12 protein-coding genes are annotated in these 20,824 nt (G+C 44.3%); 7 read left to right on the top strand and 5 right to left on the bottom strand.

The annotated features are described in order from the left end of the window. Positions 1–70 precede the first annotated feature (70 nt). Together L4D12_RS12940 and L4D12_RS12935 are read right to left on the bottom strand one after the other, a co-directional pair. The gene (locus tag L4D12_RS12940) at positions 71–2,176 is read right to left on the bottom strand and encodes a BRCT domain-containing protein (protein WP_428448262.1); all 2,106 of its coding nucleotides are present in this window, start codon (positions 2,174–2,176) and stop codon (positions 71–73) included. A gap of 65 nt (positions 2,177–2,241) precedes the next feature. Continuing rightward, positions 2,242–5,088: a leucine-rich repeat domain-containing protein gene (locus L4D12_RS12935; protein WP_428448261.1), complete on the bottom strand. Its 2,847-nt coding sequence runs from the start codon at positions 5,086–5,088 to the stop codon at positions 2,242–2,244. 229 nt (positions 5,089–5,317) lie between these two features. On the opposite strand from L4D12_RS12935, the gene L4D12_RS12930 reads away from it, so the two are divergent. Both L4D12_RS12930 and L4D12_RS12925 read left to right on the top strand, forming a co-directional pair. After that, complete coding sequence (locus L4D12_RS12930; protein ID WP_428448260.1) at positions 5,318–6,550, top strand: vWA domain-containing protein; 1,233 nt, start codon at positions 5,318–5,320, stop codon at positions 6,548–6,550. Positions 6,551–6,558: 8 nt separating this feature from the next. Then, positions 6,559–7,662: an AAA family ATPase gene (locus tag L4D12_RS12925; RefSeq protein WP_428448259.1), complete on the top strand. Its 1,104-nt coding sequence runs from the start codon at positions 6,559–6,561 to the stop codon at positions 7,660–7,662. 91 nt (positions 7,663–7,753) lie between these two features. Here L4D12_RS12925 and L4D12_RS12920 read toward each other — a convergent pair whose 3' ends face one another. Both L4D12_RS12920 and L4D12_RS12915 read right to left on the bottom strand, forming a co-directional pair. Beyond that, positions 7,754–8,422: a hypothetical protein gene (locus L4D12_RS12920; protein WP_428448258.1), complete on the bottom strand. Its 669-nt coding sequence runs from the start codon at positions 8,420–8,422 to the stop codon at positions 7,754–7,756. 101 nt (positions 8,423–8,523) lie between these two features. After that, positions 8,524–11,598: a hypothetical protein gene (locus L4D12_RS12915; RefSeq protein WP_428448257.1), complete on the bottom strand. Its 3,075-nt coding sequence runs from the start codon at positions 11,596–11,598 to the stop codon at positions 8,524–8,526. 627 nt (positions 11,599–12,225) lie between these two features. On the opposite strand from L4D12_RS12915, the gene L4D12_RS12910 reads away from it, so the two are divergent. Beyond that, positions 12,226–12,912: a tetratricopeptide repeat protein gene (locus L4D12_RS12910; protein WP_428448256.1), complete on the top strand. Its 687-nt coding sequence runs from the start codon at positions 12,226–12,228 to the stop codon at positions 12,910–12,912. Between the two features lie 2 nt (positions 12,913–12,914). After that, the gene (locus tag L4D12_RS12905) at positions 12,915–13,835 is read left to right on the top strand and encodes a hypothetical protein (RefSeq protein ID WP_428448255.1); all 921 of its coding nucleotides are present in this window, start codon (positions 12,915–12,917) and stop codon (positions 13,833–13,835) included. A 12-nt stretch (positions 13,836–13,847) separates the two neighbouring features. Here the strand turns inward: L4D12_RS12905 and L4D12_RS12900 are convergent, their stop codons facing one another. Then, positions 13,848–15,287 carry an MltF family protein gene (locus tag L4D12_RS12900; protein ID WP_428448254.1) on the bottom strand — a complete coding sequence of 480 codons (1,440 nt, stop codon included), beginning with the start codon at positions 15,285–15,287 and terminating at the stop codon, positions 13,848–13,850. Between the two features lie 409 nt (positions 15,288–15,696). Between L4D12_RS12900 and nrdD the strand changes: the two genes are divergently transcribed. The 3 genes from nrdD (at position 15,697) to L4D12_RS12885 (ending at position 20,819) form a co-directional block, all read left to right on the top strand. Further along, on the top strand, positions 15,697–17,823 hold the full coding sequence (gene nrdD, locus L4D12_RS12895; protein ID WP_428448253.1) for an anaerobic ribonucleoside-triphosphate reductase: 2,127 nt from the start codon (positions 15,697–15,699) through the stop codon (positions 17,821–17,823). Positions 17,824–17,898: 75 nt separating this feature from the next. Continuing rightward, positions 17,899–18,363, top strand: a complete 465-nt coding sequence (nrdG, locus tag L4D12_RS12890) for an anaerobic ribonucleoside-triphosphate reductase-activating protein (protein ID WP_428448252.1) — start codon at positions 17,899–17,901, stop codon at positions 18,361–18,363. Between the two features lie 404 nt (positions 18,364–18,767). Then, positions 18,768–20,819, top strand: a complete 2,052-nt coding sequence (locus tag L4D12_RS12885) for an EAL domain-containing protein (RefSeq protein WP_428448251.1) — start codon at positions 18,768–18,770, stop codon at positions 20,817–20,819. Positions 20,820–20,824 lie beyond the last annotated feature (5 nt).

Below are 20,824 nucleotides of genomic sequence, written 5' to 3'. Positions count from 1 at the left end.
CGCCTTATATCCTATGAGGTAAGGCGCAGGTCGTATTCAGTGTTATGGTGCTTTTGTGCTTATTCGATTTTCAGATTGAGTCGATAGTGTCTTCTAATATCTCACAATCAGGGAACGCATCACGGAACGCTTGCGGAGCACGAATTGGCGTATAACCATGTTGTTGGTCATAACCGTGACGATATAAAGGCGCGCTGGCACGGCGAATATCCAATCTTTTGAGGTTTTTTAGCTTAAACAGCTCGGCTGGAAACTCGTTGAAATGGTTATAGGACAGATCCAACTCTTGCAGATTTTGCAGTGCCGTTAGTTTGCTCGGCAAAGTACTAAGCACGTTAAAATGTAGGTTTAAATGGGTGACATCAATATAATTATCGATGTTGACAGGTAATGCCTTCAATACGCAGTTGTGTAGATCCAGCGTGGTTATCTTACTTTGCTGAGGAAGTTGCTTTGGCAAGCGGGTCTTGACGTTTCTCAGTTCTTCTCTGGCTAGATAAATCTCTGGCGCCCAATGGCAATCGACCAGCTCTGCCTCACCTCTGGCCGCCAAAATACGGGCAAAACCGCAGCCTCTGTGCCAATTTAGTGTTTCACCTTCAATCAGTTGTGCAATCGCGATATCGCGAGCCTCAGATTCTTCTTTTTGAGCGAGCAACCACAACAACCCTTCGCCGAAACGGTTGAAATAGAGCAACGAAAATTCATCACACAAGGTTTTCCCCCAACGTTTAGTTAAGCCTTTGAGTTTTTTGTAGACCGGGCCTTCACCTTGTGGCTCTCCATGATGATTCAATCCGCGCATTTTGCCGTCAAAAAAGACCTTATCTTGAACCGCCAGCTGGAATGCATTGTCGCCATGTCCTGTCAATAACGTCTGAATTTGCTTGCGTAGCGCTTTGTTGTCGGTGGTTTTTAGCACTAAAAATAACGGCAACAGCATATCTGTGGTGATACCGCCTTGCTCTAACATAGTGGCAGCGACAAGATGACTAGCCTCATCAGGAGAACGCAACATGTCGAGCACGTTGCCTTGCATCGATGCCGCGTCTTGTTGTTGCAAAAACTTAGGTGCAGCGGCACTGAACCATTGGCTGAGCGCCGTATCGTCGATGATCAAGTGTTGGTCAACATCAATGGCAGCGGTTTGCTTAGGGTTACTGCCCAAAACAATATGAGTAACGCTGTTATCCAGTTTCTTACTGATACCAAAGCCCAGCTCAGCGGCTTTTTCTTTCAGCTCCGTCGCTTTAAAACCGCTCTTACCACAGATAAACAACACACTATCAGAACTTAAAGGTCGACGTGCAACATCGCTTTGTGCTCGCTTGCGAAGCCAATCTTGCGCCAAGACTTTAACTGGATTGAACTTGGCTTCCATAAAGGTCAGATGAAAGCGCGCATCCAGCGTTTCAGCCGCTAGATTCTTAGGCTTAGGGGTTGCCAATAACAGCAACCAATAGCGGCGGCGTTGCTCGTCGGTCAACTCTGCGTGTTTTAGTATTCCGAGGAGTTTGTTCAGTTCATCACTACGAGCAATACGACAAGAAACATGCAATGCTAACGTGATATGTTCTGGCAAATCGACCAAGCAGGCGAGCGGTGCCAGATAGGTCATATCTTGAACGTGCGGGCTCAGCTCTATTTCTAGTTCCTGCAGGGCTGGCGCTATTAATAAGTTGTCGAAATTTGTTATCGGTAGATCATAGGGGTTATCGTAATGATGTAGCTCTAGATTGACTTTAGATAGAAAAGCCAACGCACTAAGATCGCCAAGAGAGACGAGATTTGGTTTCTTAAGCGTTAATTCACCCATGTTTGGTAGGGTTTTCAGCCAGGATGGTAGCGAATCACCTTCGCAATGGCTCAACGTTAAATGACGCAATGCCTTGTTATGTTTTGGCGGCTTGTACATTGATGTCAGGTGCAGATTAAGAGCACTCAGAAACTCAAGTTTGGGTAGGCAGCTAAATAGCGCTGCGTCAGGTACTCGGTTAGCGATATTGCCTTTGTGACATAACTCCAAATCCTTTAAATTAGGGAATTTACGTGCCAATTCGGCCCATTCTGGATGGTTGTGTGTGACTTGGTAGTAGATCTTGGTCACCTTAGGTTGAACACAAGCGTCCAGCGGTAGGTGACTATCTTTAAGGTACAAGGTGCTATTGATGCCCATTATTTTGCCTAATATTCTTGGTATTCGCTGCTGAAAAATGATGTTCAACTTTTATTTTTAAACGATTAAATATCTTCAAGGATTTCACAGTTAGGGAAAGCATCGCGAAATGCTTGCGGGGCGCGAATTGGTCGATAAGCGCCTTCACGACTGGTTCCGCCTTGATAGGTGTAGGTAGATATATAGTCATCAGAGGCGACCGGTTTGCGGGCGCAGCGTAGATCCAATCGGTTAAGATTCGGCAGTTTCATCAGCACTTCAGGGAAGGCGGTGAAGTGGTTATGGCTCAAAGACAACTCTTCTAGCTCACCAAACAGTGCAAAATCATCTGGTAGCTTGGTAAGCGCGTTGCCAGTCAGGTTCAACCGGTGAATATGGCGATAATGTTCAATCCCTTTAGGCAACGCATCCAGCAGGCAATGACCTAAATCCAGTGCCAGTACGGTGTGATTTTGCGCGAGTTCTTGTGGTAGATACGTCTTAGCCGCTCCCAGTAAGTTGTCATAGTTTACCGTTGTGCTGCAATTGATATGGCGTTGATAATGCGCAATGGAATGCTCGTCAAAATGCGCCAGCATCTGCTCAAAAGCCGCGCCTCGTCGCCAATTCAAACAATCACCGTCGATTAAGGTAGAGAGCGCATCAAGTTGCTCGGTAGAGGTCTCTTTTTGCATCATGAGGCCAATCAAGCCTTCGCCAAAGCGCGCAAAGTACAACTTGGCAAACTGGTTGCACAGTGCTTCACCCCATTTTTTCTTTTGCTTTTTGAGCTTGTCGACCATCACGCCTTGGCCCATAAGGCGACCGTACTTATCCAGCCCTCGGCAAGCATTGAATAAAATGCGGTCATTCACTGCGAGCTGGAATGGTTCATCGCCCATGCCAGCAAGAAGCTGTTTAATCTGCTTGCGCAGTTTGTTGTCTGAGGTGGTTTTTAGAATGAAGAATAGCGGTAAACGCATCGCTTCGGTGACACCGCCTTGTTCCAACATTTGTACCGCGACCTGATGAGATGCCTCATCAGGAGAGGTCAGCATCGCTAACACGGAATCCCCCATAACACCTGCATCCGCTTGTTGTAAAAACTTCGGTGCTTCAGCGGTGAAATAAGTTTGTAAGCTGGTGTCATCAATCAGCAAATGGCGGTCTATATTCAGTAATTCTATGGACTTAGGCGCGCTACCTAACAAAACATGGCTAACACTAGCATCGAGCTTTTTACTGAGGGTGAAGCCCAGCTCCGCTGATTTCGCTTTTAGCTCGGCGGCTTTAAAGGCACTTCGACCACTAATGAAAATGACGCTGTGGTTATCGAGTGGTTTTTGTTGTTCACTTTGCTTAGCGACTTGTCTTAACCATATTTTGTGCTGCGCCTTGAATCGGTTGTACTTGGCTGCCATTAGCGTTAAGTGAAACTCAGTGGGCATCGCAGGCAGTTCAGCAGGTTTATTGATCGAGACTAAGGTGTTTGACCATGCTAAGCACTGTTCAAATGGTAGGTTAGCGCTGCGCAAAATAGCCAATTCGGTCGCGAGGTGTTGATGCCATAAGTCCAGCTCAACCTGTGGCGCAAGTTGTAGCCAGATCGGGTCAATCTGTGTTGGGATAATATCTAATCGCACGGTTTTTAGTGCGGGTAACTCACTGATCCCGGCCATGTTTGGCAGCAATGCTTGGTCATCTTCCCAAGGTTGGATCCAGATATTTTCAAGCGCGGTCATTGCGCTAATGTCACCCAGAGCCGGGTACGCACAGTTAAGCAGGTTGAGCGTATGGATATTGGCGTTATGGCGGAGTGTTTCGGGTAATTGGTCGCCCTTTGTACCGCGCAGGGTGCAACGAGTCAGTGATGGCAGAACAGGCATTGCTGAAATGTCACCATTGAACAGCAGGTCAACGTTAGTCAGCTGTGGGCTGTGTGCCAGCCAAACAGGCAGTTGCTCGTGATGCCAATTCAGCCAAGCGGTATGCAGTTTAGGAAGGTTGGTATTCAGTAACGGTGTGAGATCGGAGTCTTTACAATGAAGATAGAACTCTTCTAGGGGCAACGCTTGCGGTAGAAAATCTTGCTCTAGTTGAGTGTTATCTAGAGCAAGACTGAGTGTTGTTAATGAGGCTAACTTGGCGAAAAGGCTGGCTGGCACTGGGGTCGTAATATCTTTTAATTTCAGCGTGCATTGAGTGATATGAGCCACGTCCCCCAATAAATATTCGCTGATAGTGCCGCCTTGTTGTTCTAGCGTCAGTTTGTTTAGTTGCGAAACATGACTCAGCATATCTTGCGGTAATGCTGCTTTGGTCATGATATCGATAGTCAGCTCAGATAAGCAGGCAGGTAACGCGAATGTGTCGATAGTGACGGCACTCGGCTGATCTAATCGGTAGTGATTGCGCTGCTTTATCTTTAGTGTGTTGATTGGCGCTGTACTTAAATCAATGTCTAACGCATGGCAGTGATGAGTCAGCGTTAGTGCGACCTCTTCAAGTCCAGACTCTGCTTGGGCATGAAAGCGCAGAGTGGGGCTTTTTACTGTTACTTCCAGTGTTTTTAATTTTGCTAAACATCCCAAAACAGACAAGTCAGTATTACTACAAAGCTCAAGTTTTAGCTCTGACAGTTGGCTCAGTAGGTTGACACTAACGTCGGTGAAGTCAGTATCAAGATCTTGGTCTGAATCGGTAATAAAGCGTTCTAATGCGGGAAATGCACTAAAGAAATCGGCATCGATATTATGTTTCTCACCCACTTTTGCGAGTTCGGAAATCTTGATGCTTGTCACGTTGGGAAATGCATTGGCGATAGCTTGCCAACTGATTATATTTTCATCAGTGTCAATAGTTAAGTAATCGACATCAGGGTGGATCTGAGAGAGCTTTTCTGTAATACGAAAAGATAAACGGGATTTGCTCATGAATGATCCTTACTGTTACGTGAAAGAGAGTACTTGACTAGTGCAAACAACAACCAAAACAAACTGAAGAAATAACGTGGTGATAACGCAAAATTAATGCAGAGTTAGCTCTGGGTTGGAATAAGGTTAGCGTACGGTTAACATCAAAAAACACCACGCCTCGTCAATTGACGGGAGTCGGAAGTATATGGATAATCCCTTTAAAATGAAATGGTTATAAGAGTTATTTTTGAATCCTTCACTGTCTAAAGCAAGCGTTACGTTAATGCTCAGCGAGCCGTTCTACGGTCATTATCTTGCGAGTTTGCAAAAGCAGATACTGACTAAAGGCGACATAAATTCGTCAACTCTTAACTCCTTTTTTGAGCCCGTGCTAGAGATAAGGTTGCATGGTACTTGTGATGTGGAATTGGTTTGCCATCTAGAACATTGGCAGACGTTGAACGCTCAACAGCAAGTGGGGGCGTTGAAGCATGAAGCGCTTCATCTAGTGCTCGGGCATATTTTTCAACGAGGAAACTATGCTGATAAATCCCGCTTTGATCTCGCGGCTGATTTAGTCGTTAATCAATACTTATTGCCAGTACAGCTCCTTCCTCATAGTGTGACTCTTGATGGTGTTAATCAATATTTAGACACGCAGGGACAACCAAGATTAGCGCCTTTTCGTGAGGTGAATTATTACTATCAGGCGATCATATCTCTACCAATAGAGAGTTGTTTTTCCGAATCTCAGCTTAACCAGAGCCAGCATAAGTCATGGGGTGCCGTGTGCGGTCAGACGCAAGCGCAACAAGGATTGCTAGAGCAGCAATTGATTGGCAAGTTAGAAAATGCGGCTCAGCGTACTGAACTTTGCCATGTCATCGGCAGCTTACCCGCTGCGATTGTGGCTATCTTGGAACAAGTCCGTCTCGCTCGTAATCCGGTATTAAATTGGCGCCGTAGCCTGAGATTGTTTGCCAATTCCAGCCGTCGCACATCAGTCAAAAATACCCTTCGCCGCCCATCGAAACGTTACGGCACGACGCCAGGCATTAAGATCCAGCCTCACCAAAGGTTGCTGGTGGCGGTAGATACCTCCGCCAGTGTCGATGATGAGCAGTTACAACTGTTTTTTGAAGAAGTCCATCATATCTGGCGTGCAGGCGCTGAAATCACTATCGCCGAGTGTGACACTGTGATTAAACGTCAATACATATACCGGGGAATCGCCCCGTCGAATATTATCGGTCGCGGCGGTACAGATTTTGATGAGCCTATTATATTAGCGAATCAGCAACGGTTTGACGGCACCATCTATTTTACTGATGGCGAGGCGTCAGCGCCCACCGTTAAGCCTCGTAAGCCACTGCTTTGGCTTATTCACAGTGGAGAAGGTAAACAAGCCTTTGACCATCTTCAACATTCTGGCCGGGTCATTCCGATGATCATACCCACATCCATAGCAACCAAGCGTTAGGTCTATTTATGAATAAAGCTCAATATCAATACTATGGCCTGAGCTGCCAGGCACAAGAAGTGCGCGCATTTATTGAACATCTATTGTCAAATGATACTCAGCATATCACTCCGATTTGCATTTGGGGACGCCATGGTATTGGTAAAACTCAACTCGTCGAGCAAATAGCAAAGGAAAGAGGAATGCAATGGCGAGCCATTGCCCCTGCGCAGTTTGAAGAAATGGGTGATTTGCTGGGGATGCCGAAAGTTGACAAGGGAGAAGATGGTAATGATGTGACTCGCTTTGCGCCACCTCATTGGGTACCCACAGAGGCCGGCCCGGGCATTTTGCTTATCGATGATGTCAACCGTGCGGATGAGCGAATTTTACGCGGTATCATGCAGTTGTTACAAAACAACGAACTCGTGAGCTGGACGTTACCCTCTGATTGGCACATCGTACTGACCGCTAACCCTGATGGCGGTGATTACTCGGTGACACCAATGGATGACGCAATGCTAACGCGTATGATGCACATTACGATGCAATTTGATGCGAAAGCATGGGCATTGTGGGCAGAAGGCGCAGGTGTAGACCCGCGCGGGATTGATTTTGTTCTGACCTATCCTGAGCTGGTGGATGGCGAGCGTACAACGCCGCGTTCATTGGTGCAATTTTTTACCAGTATCGCCAATATCAGCGATCTTAAAGCTGAGCTACCATTGGTGAATATTTTGGCGCGATCTTGCCTTGATGATACCACTTGTAACGCATTCATTGCCTTTGTAGAGCAGAACTTAAGTAAGTTGGTCTCACCCGAGGCGATAGTGAACGCCAAGGATTTTGCGAAGTCGATAGCACCTAAAATTGAAAAAGTGGCGGGTGGTTCAGTGCCTAGGGTCGATATTCTCGCCACCCTGTGTACTCGCTTATATCACTACCTAAAGGTAAGTAAGCTTAAGCCTAAGAAGGATCAGCTCGCCAATATTCAGGCGTTCTTAAAAATGCCATTACTGCCGAATGATTTGCGTTTAGCCATGATGCAAGACTTAATGAAAGGGGATAACCCTGCGCTTAAAGCGGTACTGGCAGACGCTGAGTTAGCCCAGCTTTTTCTTACCAATAGTTAGAAAACAGCGGAAATAAGAGCGACTCGCTGATTTTTACCCCTATAAGCCAAAAGCCCGATAGCCCTGAACTAAGGAGGATCGGGCTTTTTTGTTAGCGACCGAGCTGATTTTGAAGAATATATTCCTGCGCTTCTTTTTGGGTGACGGGTTGGTTTGCCCTGATAGACGACGCAATGAATCTGTTCATTAGGTCATGATTAAGCACTCGATATTGCTGGTAGTCGAACCCCAGTAGCGACTTATACCCTCGTAACACCAGCGTGTCTCCGGGTTTCAATGCATCCCAGTCTTCTTTGCTAATGTCACAGATGAAATTGTTGTACCAATACCGATAACCTTGAATATATAAACCGCCGTTGCAACCCCGGTTGTAATAGCCAAAACGTTGTTCCTCCACAACGGCGAAGGCAATCGCTGGTTTGGATATGATGCTGTGTAATAGCACAGGTAGTCCTTTTGCGAACGCAAGCTGAAAAAATACCGGAATGCCGATAATACAATACAATGTCACTTTACGGGGTGAGGTATTTTGTCGATCAAAATAGACTCTGAGGGCTGACTGTGGCTGACGATATTGCTTAAACATAACAATCAGCATGGCGATCGCGAGCAGGGCACTGACGACGCTTAGCGTGGCATACACCTGATCATGAAGTAGCGTATCGCTAAATACGCCAACGATAGGCAGCAAGAACATCAATAAAACGCAACAGATGAGTAGTTGCTTTAATTTGGGGGTGCCAGGGGCAGTGATACTCATTTCGCTTATTATTATTTCCGTTATTTATGGATAAGTTTGACAGCGGTTATTTCGCCCACTTGCGCAGGCGATAGGTATATTAAGTAATGGCGATAAATAGCCTATAACAAGGCGTTAACAGCATCGCGCACGCTACGTATTTTATCTTTAAGTAAGTGCTGCAATGTGTTGCCGGTACCGATTTCACTGCTTATCAGCTTCACCAGCTGTAACCGCTCAGCACCCGTTAGCTCAGCTTGCATGTTTGGGATGACATCCGCCTTGGCAAGTTGGTTTAACAAGTCTTGTCGTTCCCAATCGAAGGCTAAGGTTACCCAGCGCTCCGCGGGTATTGGTAAGGGCTGTAATTGCTGCCACACCCAATTTTGACTTAATCGGGTTAGCGCCATACTTGCGTTGCAATCACGGATGGTGAGGTGGCCGACGGTGTCATCTTGCCAGCGATTTTCTATGCATAAATCGCCGTTGCGAATTAAATGCCGTACATAGGCATTGCGGATGGCCTCACTGTGCAATAGCCTTTCACTACTGCGCCTTGCGCTTAGCAATAAGGTGAGCAAGCGTTGTTGTTTTTCCTGTGGTAATAACCAGATAAACGTATCTAGCCCTGTTTGGTTATCGTTACGTCCGCCGTAGTTCAACCTTTCGCCACAGTGTGCGTCAAACAAAGGCAAGACTTCAGACAGGTCACTTTCGCCGTTAAGATAGGCATTAATTTGTTGCAATAAGTGGTTAATACGCTTATTACGGTCGCTATTTTCAGCAATTATTGCACTCAGTTCTGTATGGTCAACTTTTTCATCAACCACCAGAATAGGAGTGAGTAGCCGGCCATTGACGATGTGTTGATCGTCAGGATCATGATGCAAAACAAATAACTGCTTACCCCGGCGTTGCAATACCGTGACATACTCAGGAAATTGGCCGTCAGTTTGACAGCGCAGCTGGGCGTTACTGTTGGCATCCAGCACTAACGGAAGTTCGAGTGCGGTTGGACGTTCATAGTGCCAGTCATTAAACAAGACGGCTTTTTTACCAAATTTAGCGTTGATTTTTTTTGTGATGACATGCCATGTGGAGGCTAAGTTGTACTCAATGTTGGCATAAAGTGCACGCTGAAAGTCAGCATCAAGATTTATGTTTGTTTGTGGGTGTCGTGCTGCTGTGTCGGCAAGAAAAGCGATACGGTGATGCTCTGCAATTGACAACAATGCTTCAGCTAGTGCTTGCTGTTGGTTAATGGTGTGGCGTCCAAGCATGCTGGTGTCGTTTTCAGCGGCTAGTTGTAACCCTTCGGCGAAGGTGTTTATCTGGGTGATATAGCGTTGCCAGAAGCGTCCAGATGCGGGGCGATAGCTGGCGAGACTGCGATCAGACACAATCAGAAAAGCCTGCAGTTGTGCGGATGAAAATCCTACTTTTTCAAGATCGTGTTGTAGTGCATTATCAGCGGCAGCATCATCAATACCTGACCACTGGGGGTAATCAGAATTGAGTCGGGTGATTTGACGTAGCATTTTTTGCGGTGCCAAACTGATAAGGGCTTGCCACCAACGCGCACTGAGAATGTCCAGAGGGCGGCTGAGCTGACCACGGTGCGCGACTAAGCGAAGCCAAAACAGGCTCAGGATCCCGCGCTGGAAACCATCATCAATATTAAACAAACGGTATTTTGCTTGCTGGGGAGAGAAACCTCCGAATGCAGACCAGTCTGTGTTGATCAGTGCTTGTTGCAAAGCGGAGTTGATCTCATTTTGATTCGCCTGACTATCAACGTCAGTCAGCAGGCTGATTAATGTTCCAGTTTGAGTATTGCCGCTATTCGCTTCCCTGTCTTTAAAGCCCTCTCTTAGAATATCGACAAGTGCGGGAAATAACCCGTTGGTAAGCCAAGTTTGTAAGGCGCCCGATTCAGTCGATTGGCTATCTAGATGCAGTAATCGATGGCAGCCGTAGATGTAGGCGCCAAAATGTTCGGGCCAATCTTGATATGACAGGAGATCCGGCGAATCGTTAAGTAAAGTATCAATGGCAGTCAGATCATCACAATCAAGCGCATCATCATCAAACAGCCATTCGAGCTGGTTGTAGAGCTGTTCTCGTAAGGATGGCAGCTCATCATTGTCATTTATATTTTCACGCCATTCATCATCATTATCTTCGTGCTCTGTTGGAACATGTTGACGCGGCTCACCGTGCGCTAACGCTACGCGGCACAATGGCTGTGAGGCAAGGGCTTTGATCTCTTGGCATAGGTCAAGTGCTTCGTCTTCTAGGGTACGTCCCATAAACGGAAGTAACTTAATATCATCATGCCATTCATCTTCATTCCATGGTTTGGCATTCACTGGCCAGCGGCATTCTAGCGAGTAGAAAAAGTCCAGTACTAGGGTTTCATCTGAGAACTCAATGCTGTGATGATAGGCAAGTACTGGCTCGCTGAGTAACCGTTGTTTTAATTCTTGTTTGAAAAACGGGTAATCCTGAGGATGCTGTTGTAAATGGTTGAGCAGGCTTAACCCCGTTGGGCTGCCATCGCTATCGGCATAGAAGGCACGCCGTAAGTTTGCATTATCGCACCATAGATAGGCCTTGATCATTTGATGATCCCAGCCACGTAGCTCAAGTAGCTGCGCCATCATGCATTCAGGGCCGTGAATATGTTCATTGTCCCAGTAGGGGATCAGGTATTGTGCCAATAAAAGAATCGCATCATCGTGGTGCTGAGCCAGCAAAAACAGGGCTTCAGTACCGAAGATGTACATATCATCGACCACCATATCACCAGTATTGTTATGGTGACGACTAAAGGCGGTGATCGCTTGTGCCGTTTGCAGTAATTGAGGCAGTAGTTCGGTAAAGTTGAGTGCACAAGCGAATAAAATGGCTTCGCTGCGATAAATCACATCATCTTCTGTGATGGTTTCAGTTAGCGGCTCATCAGGGCGTAATAGCGCCAGAGCCGATTCGAGTAAGGCTCGCTTGTCGCCACTATCGGCTAATTGTAGGCGTCTGTTACTGCTGTGGATAAACTCGACATCAAACTGCAACCCCATAGCGGGCTTAAATGCCTGACCGGTCTGTAGTAGCCGTGTGTATCGTTCTAAGGCACAGGCAAGGCTGTCAGGGTTATCCGGATTAACAGGAATTTTGATGGATTTATCAAACTGTGACACGTGAGATCCTTATAGGAAAATGGTATGGCGAAGTGTTATCGACACTCAAGATAAGAGGTAGGGATAGATCTGGTATAGTTGGTATGCGACATAAAGTGTCAGCGGTAAATTTGCCCATAGGCCGTAACGAATGCTTTTATAATAACATTTAGAAAAAATCAGGCTAAATAGTACTAAGCCGGAAACCCAGAGTAAGCATTTGAATAGGAACAGCATCCCTGTACCGATACCTTCATGGTCGACACGAATGACATTAATTAGGAAAGCCGGGCCGATAAATTGTAATATCGGTGTTGCGAGAATAAACAGATATTTATCTAATTGCAGTTTTCTCAAAGAGGATAGAACAAGTCTCATATGTAATGTGGCCAAAATGTTAATGCTTTCATTATGTTACCCTTAATGGCAAGATTAATATTTATACCAGAATTATATCGGTTAAACTAGGCACTTATGGTGTAGTTACCGGGTTTAGTTTTAAGCAATACGGTATTGCTGACGATCAGTTGTTTATTTTTGTTATCGTACTGATATTGTCAGAATTAGATATATGCAGGTATATAATCGCTCATTCATGTAGCTTGTTAGGGATATTGTCCTTTTTTCATTTTTATCGGATAAATGCTAGTGATAAGTAAATTAAAAGCTTGGGGAGTGACAGCAATAGGAACCGCTGTTTTCTTTGTGATAAGTGCTTGGTTTGAATCTGACGGGATCCATTTATCTGGAATAGAGCACTACGCTGAACAGGTATCGCCGCAAGAAGCAAAGCAATTGGGTTTTATTTTGTTCAAGAGTAAGCGATATTCAGAAGCCCGTACATTTTTTGAACCGGCAGCTAAACATGGCGATATTCCAAGTCAGGTAACGTTGGCGACGCTGTATTATTATGATAAAAATACCCCTCAACATTTTAAACTTGCTTACCAATGGTTTATCAAAAATTCAGATAATGCGCTGGCGCAATATTACATAAGTTTAATGTATTATTTTGGTGATTATCTCGTTAGAAATCCTGAAAAAGCGCAATTTTGGTTACAAAAAGCGGCTAACCAATCTCTGCCTGTTGCACAGTATAATTTGGCTGTGGGCTATTATAATCAGCGGCAGTATCTGGAGGCTTATGTGTGGGCAAGCTACGCCAGAAGTAATGATTTTTTCAAGGGTAATAAATTGGTTAAGGATGCGGCAGATAACCTGTCACCGCAGGATAAAGTCCTTGCCCAGCAACGCTTTAATACCAGTAAAGCTGATCATGTCTGGCAAAGTGAACACGATAGTGGCTTTAGTGCATTATTTAGGCAGGTATTTTAGTTATGCAGATTAAATCTTTATCGTTGTATCTTCCTGATGAGTCAATACGAGAGCGGCTATTAATTACAGGTCGTAAATCTTTATTGTTGGCTTTGGATGAGATACTTAATGATGTGAATGTCGATCTTGAAGCCGACGATGGGCAAGGCGTGGTTTTACCTCTATTGATAGCTGAGGCGAAGGTAAGTAATAGTCGAATTTACCTGAGTTATCATGTTTTCAATCAAGATAGCGGTCTGCTGACAATTAGCTACCAGAACAGTAAAGGGAAAACACGAACAAAAGACATCGGGGTGATCACCCGGTGCGAACTTGAAAATCATTTAAGACAGATATTAACATTGGGCAAAAATGCATATATAGAAGAGTACTTTCCCCCACAGGTCGCCTTAGACAAATTATCTAGGGGTATGGGAATAACGGTGATGCTTGGTGCGTTACTTGGTTATTTTTCTTTATTCTATTTTTCGAATGTTATCTGGCGTGATCAGGTTATCGCTAATGCTTGGCAAGTTGCTGTCGCCGTGTACATTGTTAGTGGACTGATATTGTTACCGCAGTTCTTATCCAAAGAGGGACAAGAGCGAGCGGCAAGCGTGGGGCAGACCCGAGTAAAACAAGCGTGTGGATTAGTGTTTGGTAATGTGATCATTACTCTGGGTTTAATGTGTGGGGGGATGAATGCATTGCATCTATACGGTAGCCAGCAAGCACAAGTTCACATAGTTTTTGCTGATAAAGCGCGTGATTATTACGGCAAACACTGTAAGGGCTCGGTCAGTTTTGAGCAATTTTCAGGTTCAGTGTGCTTAAAGAACCGGGCCTATTGGCAAGTGATCCATTCGGGAATGTTGGCACAAGCAGAAGGGAAGCTATCTGATGTGGGATTTGATATTCAATCCATTACATTAACGGGCCAATAGTCTTGAGTTAACTTATCGGCTTGGCATATAGCGCAGGCTCTTGATCTTCGCCATTCGTTGTCCGGCAGCGTTTTGTAATGAATAAATTTGCTTATAAATAGTATAAAAGCGATTAATATTACCAACGTAAGTGATGGGCTCTATCCCTACCTCTTCTTTTACGACAATTTCAACATTGTTAAACCATTTTGTATGGTCAAAGCCGCGTTCTCTAGCGACTTCACGTAGCCGTTTGATTCGGTTGGGCCCTGCATTATAGCTCGCTAAGGCGAAGTAGAGTTTGTTTAAATCGTCGATATCCTCATCAGCCATATAATGCGTTCGAATAAAGTCCATGTACTTTACCCCCGCATGGATGTTGTTATCGATATATTGAATATGACGAATGTTGATGTAGGGCTCTTGCGCGGTTTGTGGTAGTACTTGCATGATTCCAATAGCACCCGCTTTTGAGCGTCTTGATTGATCAAATTGTGACTCTTGGAAGGCTTGGGCTGCAATCATTAACCAGTTGAAATTATATATGTCGGCATAGCGAGAGAAACGTGCTTCGAGCTTATTGAATTTTTTGATATTGGTTGGGTTCACTGCTTTTTGAAACCATGCTTTATTGTTGAGATAACGGTTAAAAATGACATTGCCGTGGAGTGTGCCTTGGCGGTTTTGCTCAATAAATTGATTAACAAGTTTTTTCAATTCAGGGCTGTTTTTACGAAAACACCAAGCAATAGCACCATGATCACGCAGGGGAAATGCGTAGTGGATCTGTAGATTGTCAGTCACGAGATCCCAAAATTCAGCCTTATGGGAATCAATAACAGTCATAGGGATAATCCCTTGTTGAATCATTTGCAGTAACTCATAGTCTTGCAGTGTTTCCTCAAGAAAGTGTACCGACATGGGCGCCAGATTTTTATCTGTCAGTTGCTTGTTTATCTTACGAATACTTTGGTAGTAACTGGAGCTGGCTCTGACCCAGACCTCTTTTGCAGAAAGCTGTTGAAGCCCCGTGATAGCATCACGTGTTTGATGGGTAATAAACAATTCTTGGATTTCTTTGAGAACGGGGGTGCTAAAATCGACGTGCTTCTGCCTTTGTGCGGTAACGGTCAGATTTGCCGCAGCAATATCACCGACACCAGCCAGTAAGGCGGGGAAAAGTTGATCGCGATGCACTGGGATAATTTGGATCCTGAAATGCTGTTGCGTGGTTTTCAGTACAAATTTTTCAAATAAAAGTAGCATTTCAGAGATCACCCCTTTGGGCTGCCCTCTGTCTAGATAATAGAAACCGAGATCCGCAGCAACAAGCACGCGAATAACACCGTGATCAGCCATGGCGGGTAAATCACCCGTATACCTTTCATCGGCCATTGGAGTCACTTCAAATCCATTACTGTAACCAGCAAGGATCAGAAATAGGAGAAGCAAACACTGTCGAATAATACACATGAGCATCTTGATGTGGCAGGGGTATATCAAGTATAGGGGGTTAGAGACGATCCGGTTTGATGCATGGATTTAGTATGTAATGCAAGTAAAAATGATCGGTAAATTTTCCTATTGTAAATCGGTAAAACACCTCTTCTTAGTGAAAAAAATCAAGTGATAAAATTATCTTTTGTGGGAGTTTGAAGAAAAATATTGATTGACATTATTTCTGCTGAATGGGCGTTAAAATCAAATTTGAGAGCTCTTCGATAACATCGGTTGTAAGCTGTGCGGTCTTCGTTTAATCTTGATCAAGATCAATGTTTCATTTTCCAAATTCTCGCCTAATACCCCACATCTTGTACCACCCCCACTAGTAACCCCTATATTTTGTGGTTTTAGTGACAGTGTCATTTTTTAGGAGCCGTGTGTGAACCCTGTTGTGATTAAGCGTGATGGATGCCGAGTACCGTTTAATACCAAGCGTATTAAGGAAGCGGTGCTTAGTGCTGCCGAGTCTGAGGAAGTGATGGATGCAGCGTATGCGGAGTCTGTTGCTGAGCAAGTTTTATCTCAGTTTGTAGGTATCAAAGAAGTTGAGATACACGCCATTCAAGACGCTGTTGAATATCAACTGATGATGGGACCACACAAGGCTGTTGCACGAGCGTATATTGAGTATCGCCATGATCGCGATATCGTTCGTGAAAAGGCCAGTACGCTAAGTGCGGAAATTACAGGGCTTGTTGAGCAAAGCAATGCCTCATTGCTTAATGAGAATGCGAACAAAGATAGCAAAGTGATCCCAACACAGCGTGATTTACTTGCCGGTATTGTAAGTAAGCACTACGCTAAAAATCACATGTTACCGCGTGAAATCGTCCACGCGCATGAAAGTGGTCAGATTCATTATCACGATCTCGATTACTCTCCGTTTTTCCCGATGTTCAACTGCATGATTGTTGACTTGGAAAACATGCTGACGAATGGCTTTCGCATGGGTAATGCTGAAATCGACACGCCTAAATCAATTCAAACGGCAACAGCGGTAACTGCCCAGATTGTTGCTCAGGTTGCCAGCCATACGTATGGCGGTACCACACTGAATCGTTTAGATGAAGTACTCGCACCTTATGTTACAGCGAGTCACCGTAAGCACCTTGCAACAGCGCAAGAGTGGGGCATTCCAAACCCAGAGGCTTATGCTGAGAAATTAACTGAAAAAGAAGTGTACGATGCCTTCCAATCGCTTGAATATGAGATCAATACGCTATTCTCAAGCAATGGTCAGACGCCATTTCTCAGCATTGGCTTTGGTTTAGGTACTTCATGGGAATCTAAACTTATCCAAAAATCTATTTTTGAAAATAGAATTAAAGGCTTGGGTAAGAATAAAAAAACAGCGGTATTCCCTAAGCTACTGTTTGCAATTCGTGATGGTGTAAACCATAAACCGTCTGATCCAAACTATGATTTGAAACAATTAGCCCTTGAGTGTGCAACTAAGCGTATGTACCCCGATATCTTGAACTACGATAAAGTAGTCGAAGTGACGGGTTCATTTAAAGCGCCAATGGGTTGTCGTAGCTTCCTGGGTCAATGGACAGATGAAAATGGCAAAGAAGTACACGAAGGCCGTAATAACCTTGGTGTTGTGAGTTTGAACTTGCCTCGTATCGCGATTGAGGCTAATGGCGATGAAGATAAATTCTTTGAAATTCTAGAACAGCGTACCCAACTAGTGAAAAAAGCACTGGAGACGCGTATTGATCGTCTTCGTGGTGTTAAGGCACGTGTTGCTCCGATTCTTTACACTGAAGGTGCGTTAGGTGTACGTCTAAAGCCTGATGACGAAGTGCTGGATATCTTTAAGAATGGCCGAGCATCGATCTCAATGGGATACATTGGTATCCACGAAACGATCAATGCGCTTTACGCTAAAAATGGAGAGCACATTTTTGATAGCGAAGCGCTGCGCCAAAAAGGCATTGCGATTGTTAAGTTCCTTAAGGATGCAGTAGATAGCTGGAAAGAAGAATCTGGTTGGGGTTACAGCCTTTACAGTACGCCATCTGAAAACCTTTGCACCCGTTTCTGCTCTCTAGATACCAAAGAGTTTGGTGTTATCGAGAATGTTACTGAGAAAGGTTACTACACGAATAGTTTCCACTTGGACGTTGAGAAAGCGGTTAACCCGTACGATAAGATTGATTTTGAAATGCCTTATCCTGAGTTAGCAAGCGGTGGTTTCATTTGCTACGGTGAATACCCTAATATGCAACGTAATATTGAAGCGCTAGAGAACGTATGGGATTACTCATATACTCGTGTACCTTATTACGGCACAAACACACCGATTGATGAGTGCTACGATTGCGGATTCACGGGCGAGTTTGACTGTACAAGTAAAGGTTTTACTTGTCCTAAATGTGGCAACCATGATCCGAAGAAAGTATCGGTGACTCGTCGTGTATGTGGTTACCTTGGTTCGCCAGATGCTCGACCATTTAACTCGGGTAAGCAGGAAGAAGTTATTCGTCGCGTCAAGCACATGTAATTTTCGTGCTCTGAGAGTGATTCTAATTGCTTAAGTGCCGACATGTCGGCACTTTTTCTATTTAAGGTGACCCAAATGAACTATCACAATTATTACCCTGTCGACGTGGTCAACGGCCCGGGTACGCGCTGTACGCTATTTGTGTCGGGGTGTATACATCAGTGCCGTGGTTGTTATAACCAGAGTACCTGGAACTTAGACGCTGGGCATACCTTTACTCAGGCGATGGAAGATCAGATCATTGCTGATTTGAACGACAATCGGATTAAGCGTCGGGGCTTATCGTTGTCAGGTGGAGACCCCTTGCATCCGGCCAATCTGCCAAGTGTTTTGGCGTTGGTAAAACGTGTTCGACAGGAATGTGCAGGAAAGGATATCTGGTTGTGGTCAGGCTATCAGCTTGAAGCGCTTACGGACTCACAGCGTGAAGTGATTGATTATGTTGATGTATTGGTTGATGGTAAATTTGAAAAGGATTTGCATGATCCCGAATTGCTTTGGCGGGGAAGCAGCAATCAAGTTATTCATTATCTTAAGTGACAATGTTGTTAGTTCAATGGTAAATCGTTAAATTATTGTGTTGTTTTCATAGTTATCCACTGTTTCTGTGCATAACTATGGGAAAACAGCATCACAGTTCACCTTGTTGTATTATTCTGTTAAAGCCTATTCCCTTATACACAGTCAATTTTGTATCACTCAGTATCAATGATAATCATTTTTTAATTAATGGATTTTATTATCACAAGTAATATGGTTAATGCAATATGTGTTAACTCTATAATACAGTGGATGGTGTATGTATTGTGAGTAATTGTAATGCCTGAGGGTAATTATTGTGCTATGCTCCGGATCCAGCGCAGATGTATGCGTTGTTAGGCACAGTAAGCGTTTGAAATTAAAGAACAAACATCTCAGTAGCAAGTTTACAGAAGCAAATCACATTGGATTCAATTAAGCTAGTTTTAAAAAAACTGATACCTGTTAGAGCAGGGTATCATGTGTATCTGCATGATATTTCAGCAATCGCTATTTTATTATTGCCTTTAACATTATCAAATGCGGTCGCGTTACTTTTAGGCCATGCGTTTCGATATGGAGACTTGATGGAAGTGGCAAATCTGCTATTTCGCCTGTCAGATGTATTGATTAATCTTTATCCGCTGTCGCTCTGTGTGGTTACAAGTTACTATTTATCTCATAAAACAAATATTAATAGCGCAATTTATATTATTTATTCACTATCGCTTTTATATTTGTTGTCCATTACTAATGGTAGCCTATCTGCCATCTATCATTTGCCGAATAATCCGTTGTTCGCGCTTTTGAGTGCCTTTCTTACGCTGGCATATTGTACTCGGCTCAACTTGCGAACGTTAGAACCACAAGCCATTGATTTTGCGGCGCGATTATTTAAGCATGTTATTCATTTTTTTATTTTTGCCGTATTAGCATTATTACTCTCTACCGTTAGTACTTACTTTATTGGTGTATTAACGGCACTGATTAAAGCAGTACAGCCTGATCCGTTAACCTTTTCAGGTGGCTTGATTTATCAAGGTATTCTTGGTCTGTTAGGCTCAATTGGTATTAATGGCCATAACTTGTTGTTTTCAGTGAAACAAATGCTTTATGCCGTAACCCAAGAAAACTTACTTGCGTGGCAGGCTGGTGAAGCTCAGCTGAATATTATTAGCCAGGGGTTCTATGATGCATTTATGTCAATGGGGGGATCTGGGAATAGTATTAGCCTGCTGTTGTGTGTTTTATTGTTCTCTAAAGAACGTAATCACATCATGTTGGCAATTGCTGCTTTGCCGATGGTAATGTTCAACATTAATGAAGTATTGCTGTTCGGTTTGCCAATTATATTCAACCCGTTACTTATCGTTCCATTTGTGCTTGTACCTTTGCTCAGTTTTGTTATTGCCTATTTATCCATTGCTTATGGATTAGTCAGTCCTGTAACCACCATTGTTGACTGGATGACGCCACCATTGCTCAGTGGTTATGTGGCAATGGGGAAGAGTATTGAGGGAACGATACTACAGCTTGTTATTATTATTGCAGGTGTGTTTGTTTACCGGCCATTTTATTTGGCTTTTTCAGGCAAGGGTTTTAAAAGTATTCAGTCGGTTGCTAACTTTTCAAGTGTTGAAAAGATGACGTTTAAGAGCTTGCTTGAGAGTATTCGTGTTTCTGCTGAAACCAGCATTAGCCGTGCGACTGCTCAGCAACGTATGGTGAATATGCTACGAGAAGGTGAGTTAGTTATGCATTATCAATTGCTGCATAATTTGTCGTCACCAGAGAAGTATGAATTTGAAGCGTTGTTAAGATATAAAGATCCCAGTGGAAAAGTGTATTTCCCGACTTTTATCAGTGACTTCCAACTATTGGATGCGATGCCCATTTTGGATAAAGCAGTACTGGAGCAGGTACTGACGGATATGCAGAAAATGCCGCTTGAGCAAGGGGGACGCGTAGCGATAAATATGTCAGTAGCATCCGTCACAGAGGTGGATTTTGTTAAGCATCTGGCCGCCCGTTTAGAGCATTTCAACATTCCACCACACTGTTTAGCGATTGAAATCACCGAGGAGGCAATCCTTTCAGACAGTAGCCAACTTCGCCAAACGATGGCCGATTTACAAGCGTTGGGCATATTGGTTGTCATGGATGATTTTGGCACCGGGTATGCGTCGTTCCCACATTTGCTGAAATTCCCATTTGATAAGATAAAGCTTGATCGTTCGTTGTTGCTCGATGCGACAACACAGAAAGGCAGGGATCTTTATCATTTGGTCGCACAAATCGGGAAAATTGCCAATTGTACTGTTGTTGCGGAAGGGGTGGAAACCAAAGACGAACTCGATTTTGCTACTGAGTGTGGGGTTGATATTATTCAAGGTTATTATATAGCCAGGCCGCAGCCGCTTGTTGATGCGATGGCGCTTATTGCGCACAAGTATCCACAAGGTGAAGCTGTGGCGTAGACACT

Source organism: Photobacterium nomapromontoriensis (assembly GCF_050336815.1).
Taxonomy (GTDB): domain Bacteria; phylum Pseudomonadota; class Gammaproteobacteria; order Enterobacterales; family Vibrionaceae; genus Photobacterium; species Photobacterium nomapromontoriensis.
Note: the sequence above shows the minus strand (reverse complement) of the source record. Positions and strands in the feature narration are given on the sequence as shown.

Bases quoted from the DNA above. Each gene is read 5' to 3' on its own strand.
- L4D12_RS12940 (WP_428448262.1), bottom strand. From the start codon at position 2,176: ATGGGCATCAATAGCACCTTGTACCTTAAAGATAGTCACCTACCGCTG.
- L4D12_RS12935 (WP_428448261.1), bottom strand. From the start codon at position 5,088: ATGAGCAAATCCCGTTTATCTTTTCGTATTACAGAAAAGCTCTCTCAG.
- L4D12_RS12925 (WP_428448259.1), top strand. From the start codon at position 6,559: ATGAATAAAGCTCAATATCAATACTATGGCCTGAGCTGCCAGGCACAA.
- L4D12_RS12920 (WP_428448258.1), bottom strand. From the start codon at position 8,422: ATGAGTATCACTGCCCCTGGCACCCCCAAATTAAAGCAACTACTCATC.
- L4D12_RS12905 (WP_428448255.1), top strand. From the start codon at position 12,915: ATGCAGATTAAATCTTTATCGTTGTATCTTCCTGATGAGTCAATACGA.
- L4D12_RS12900 (WP_428448254.1), bottom strand. From the start codon at position 15,287: ATGTGTATTATTCGACAGTGTTTGCTTCTCCTATTTCTGATCCTTGCT.
- nrdG (WP_428448252.1), top strand. From the start codon at position 17,899: ATGAACTATCACAATTATTACCCTGTCGACGTGGTCAACGGCCCGGGT.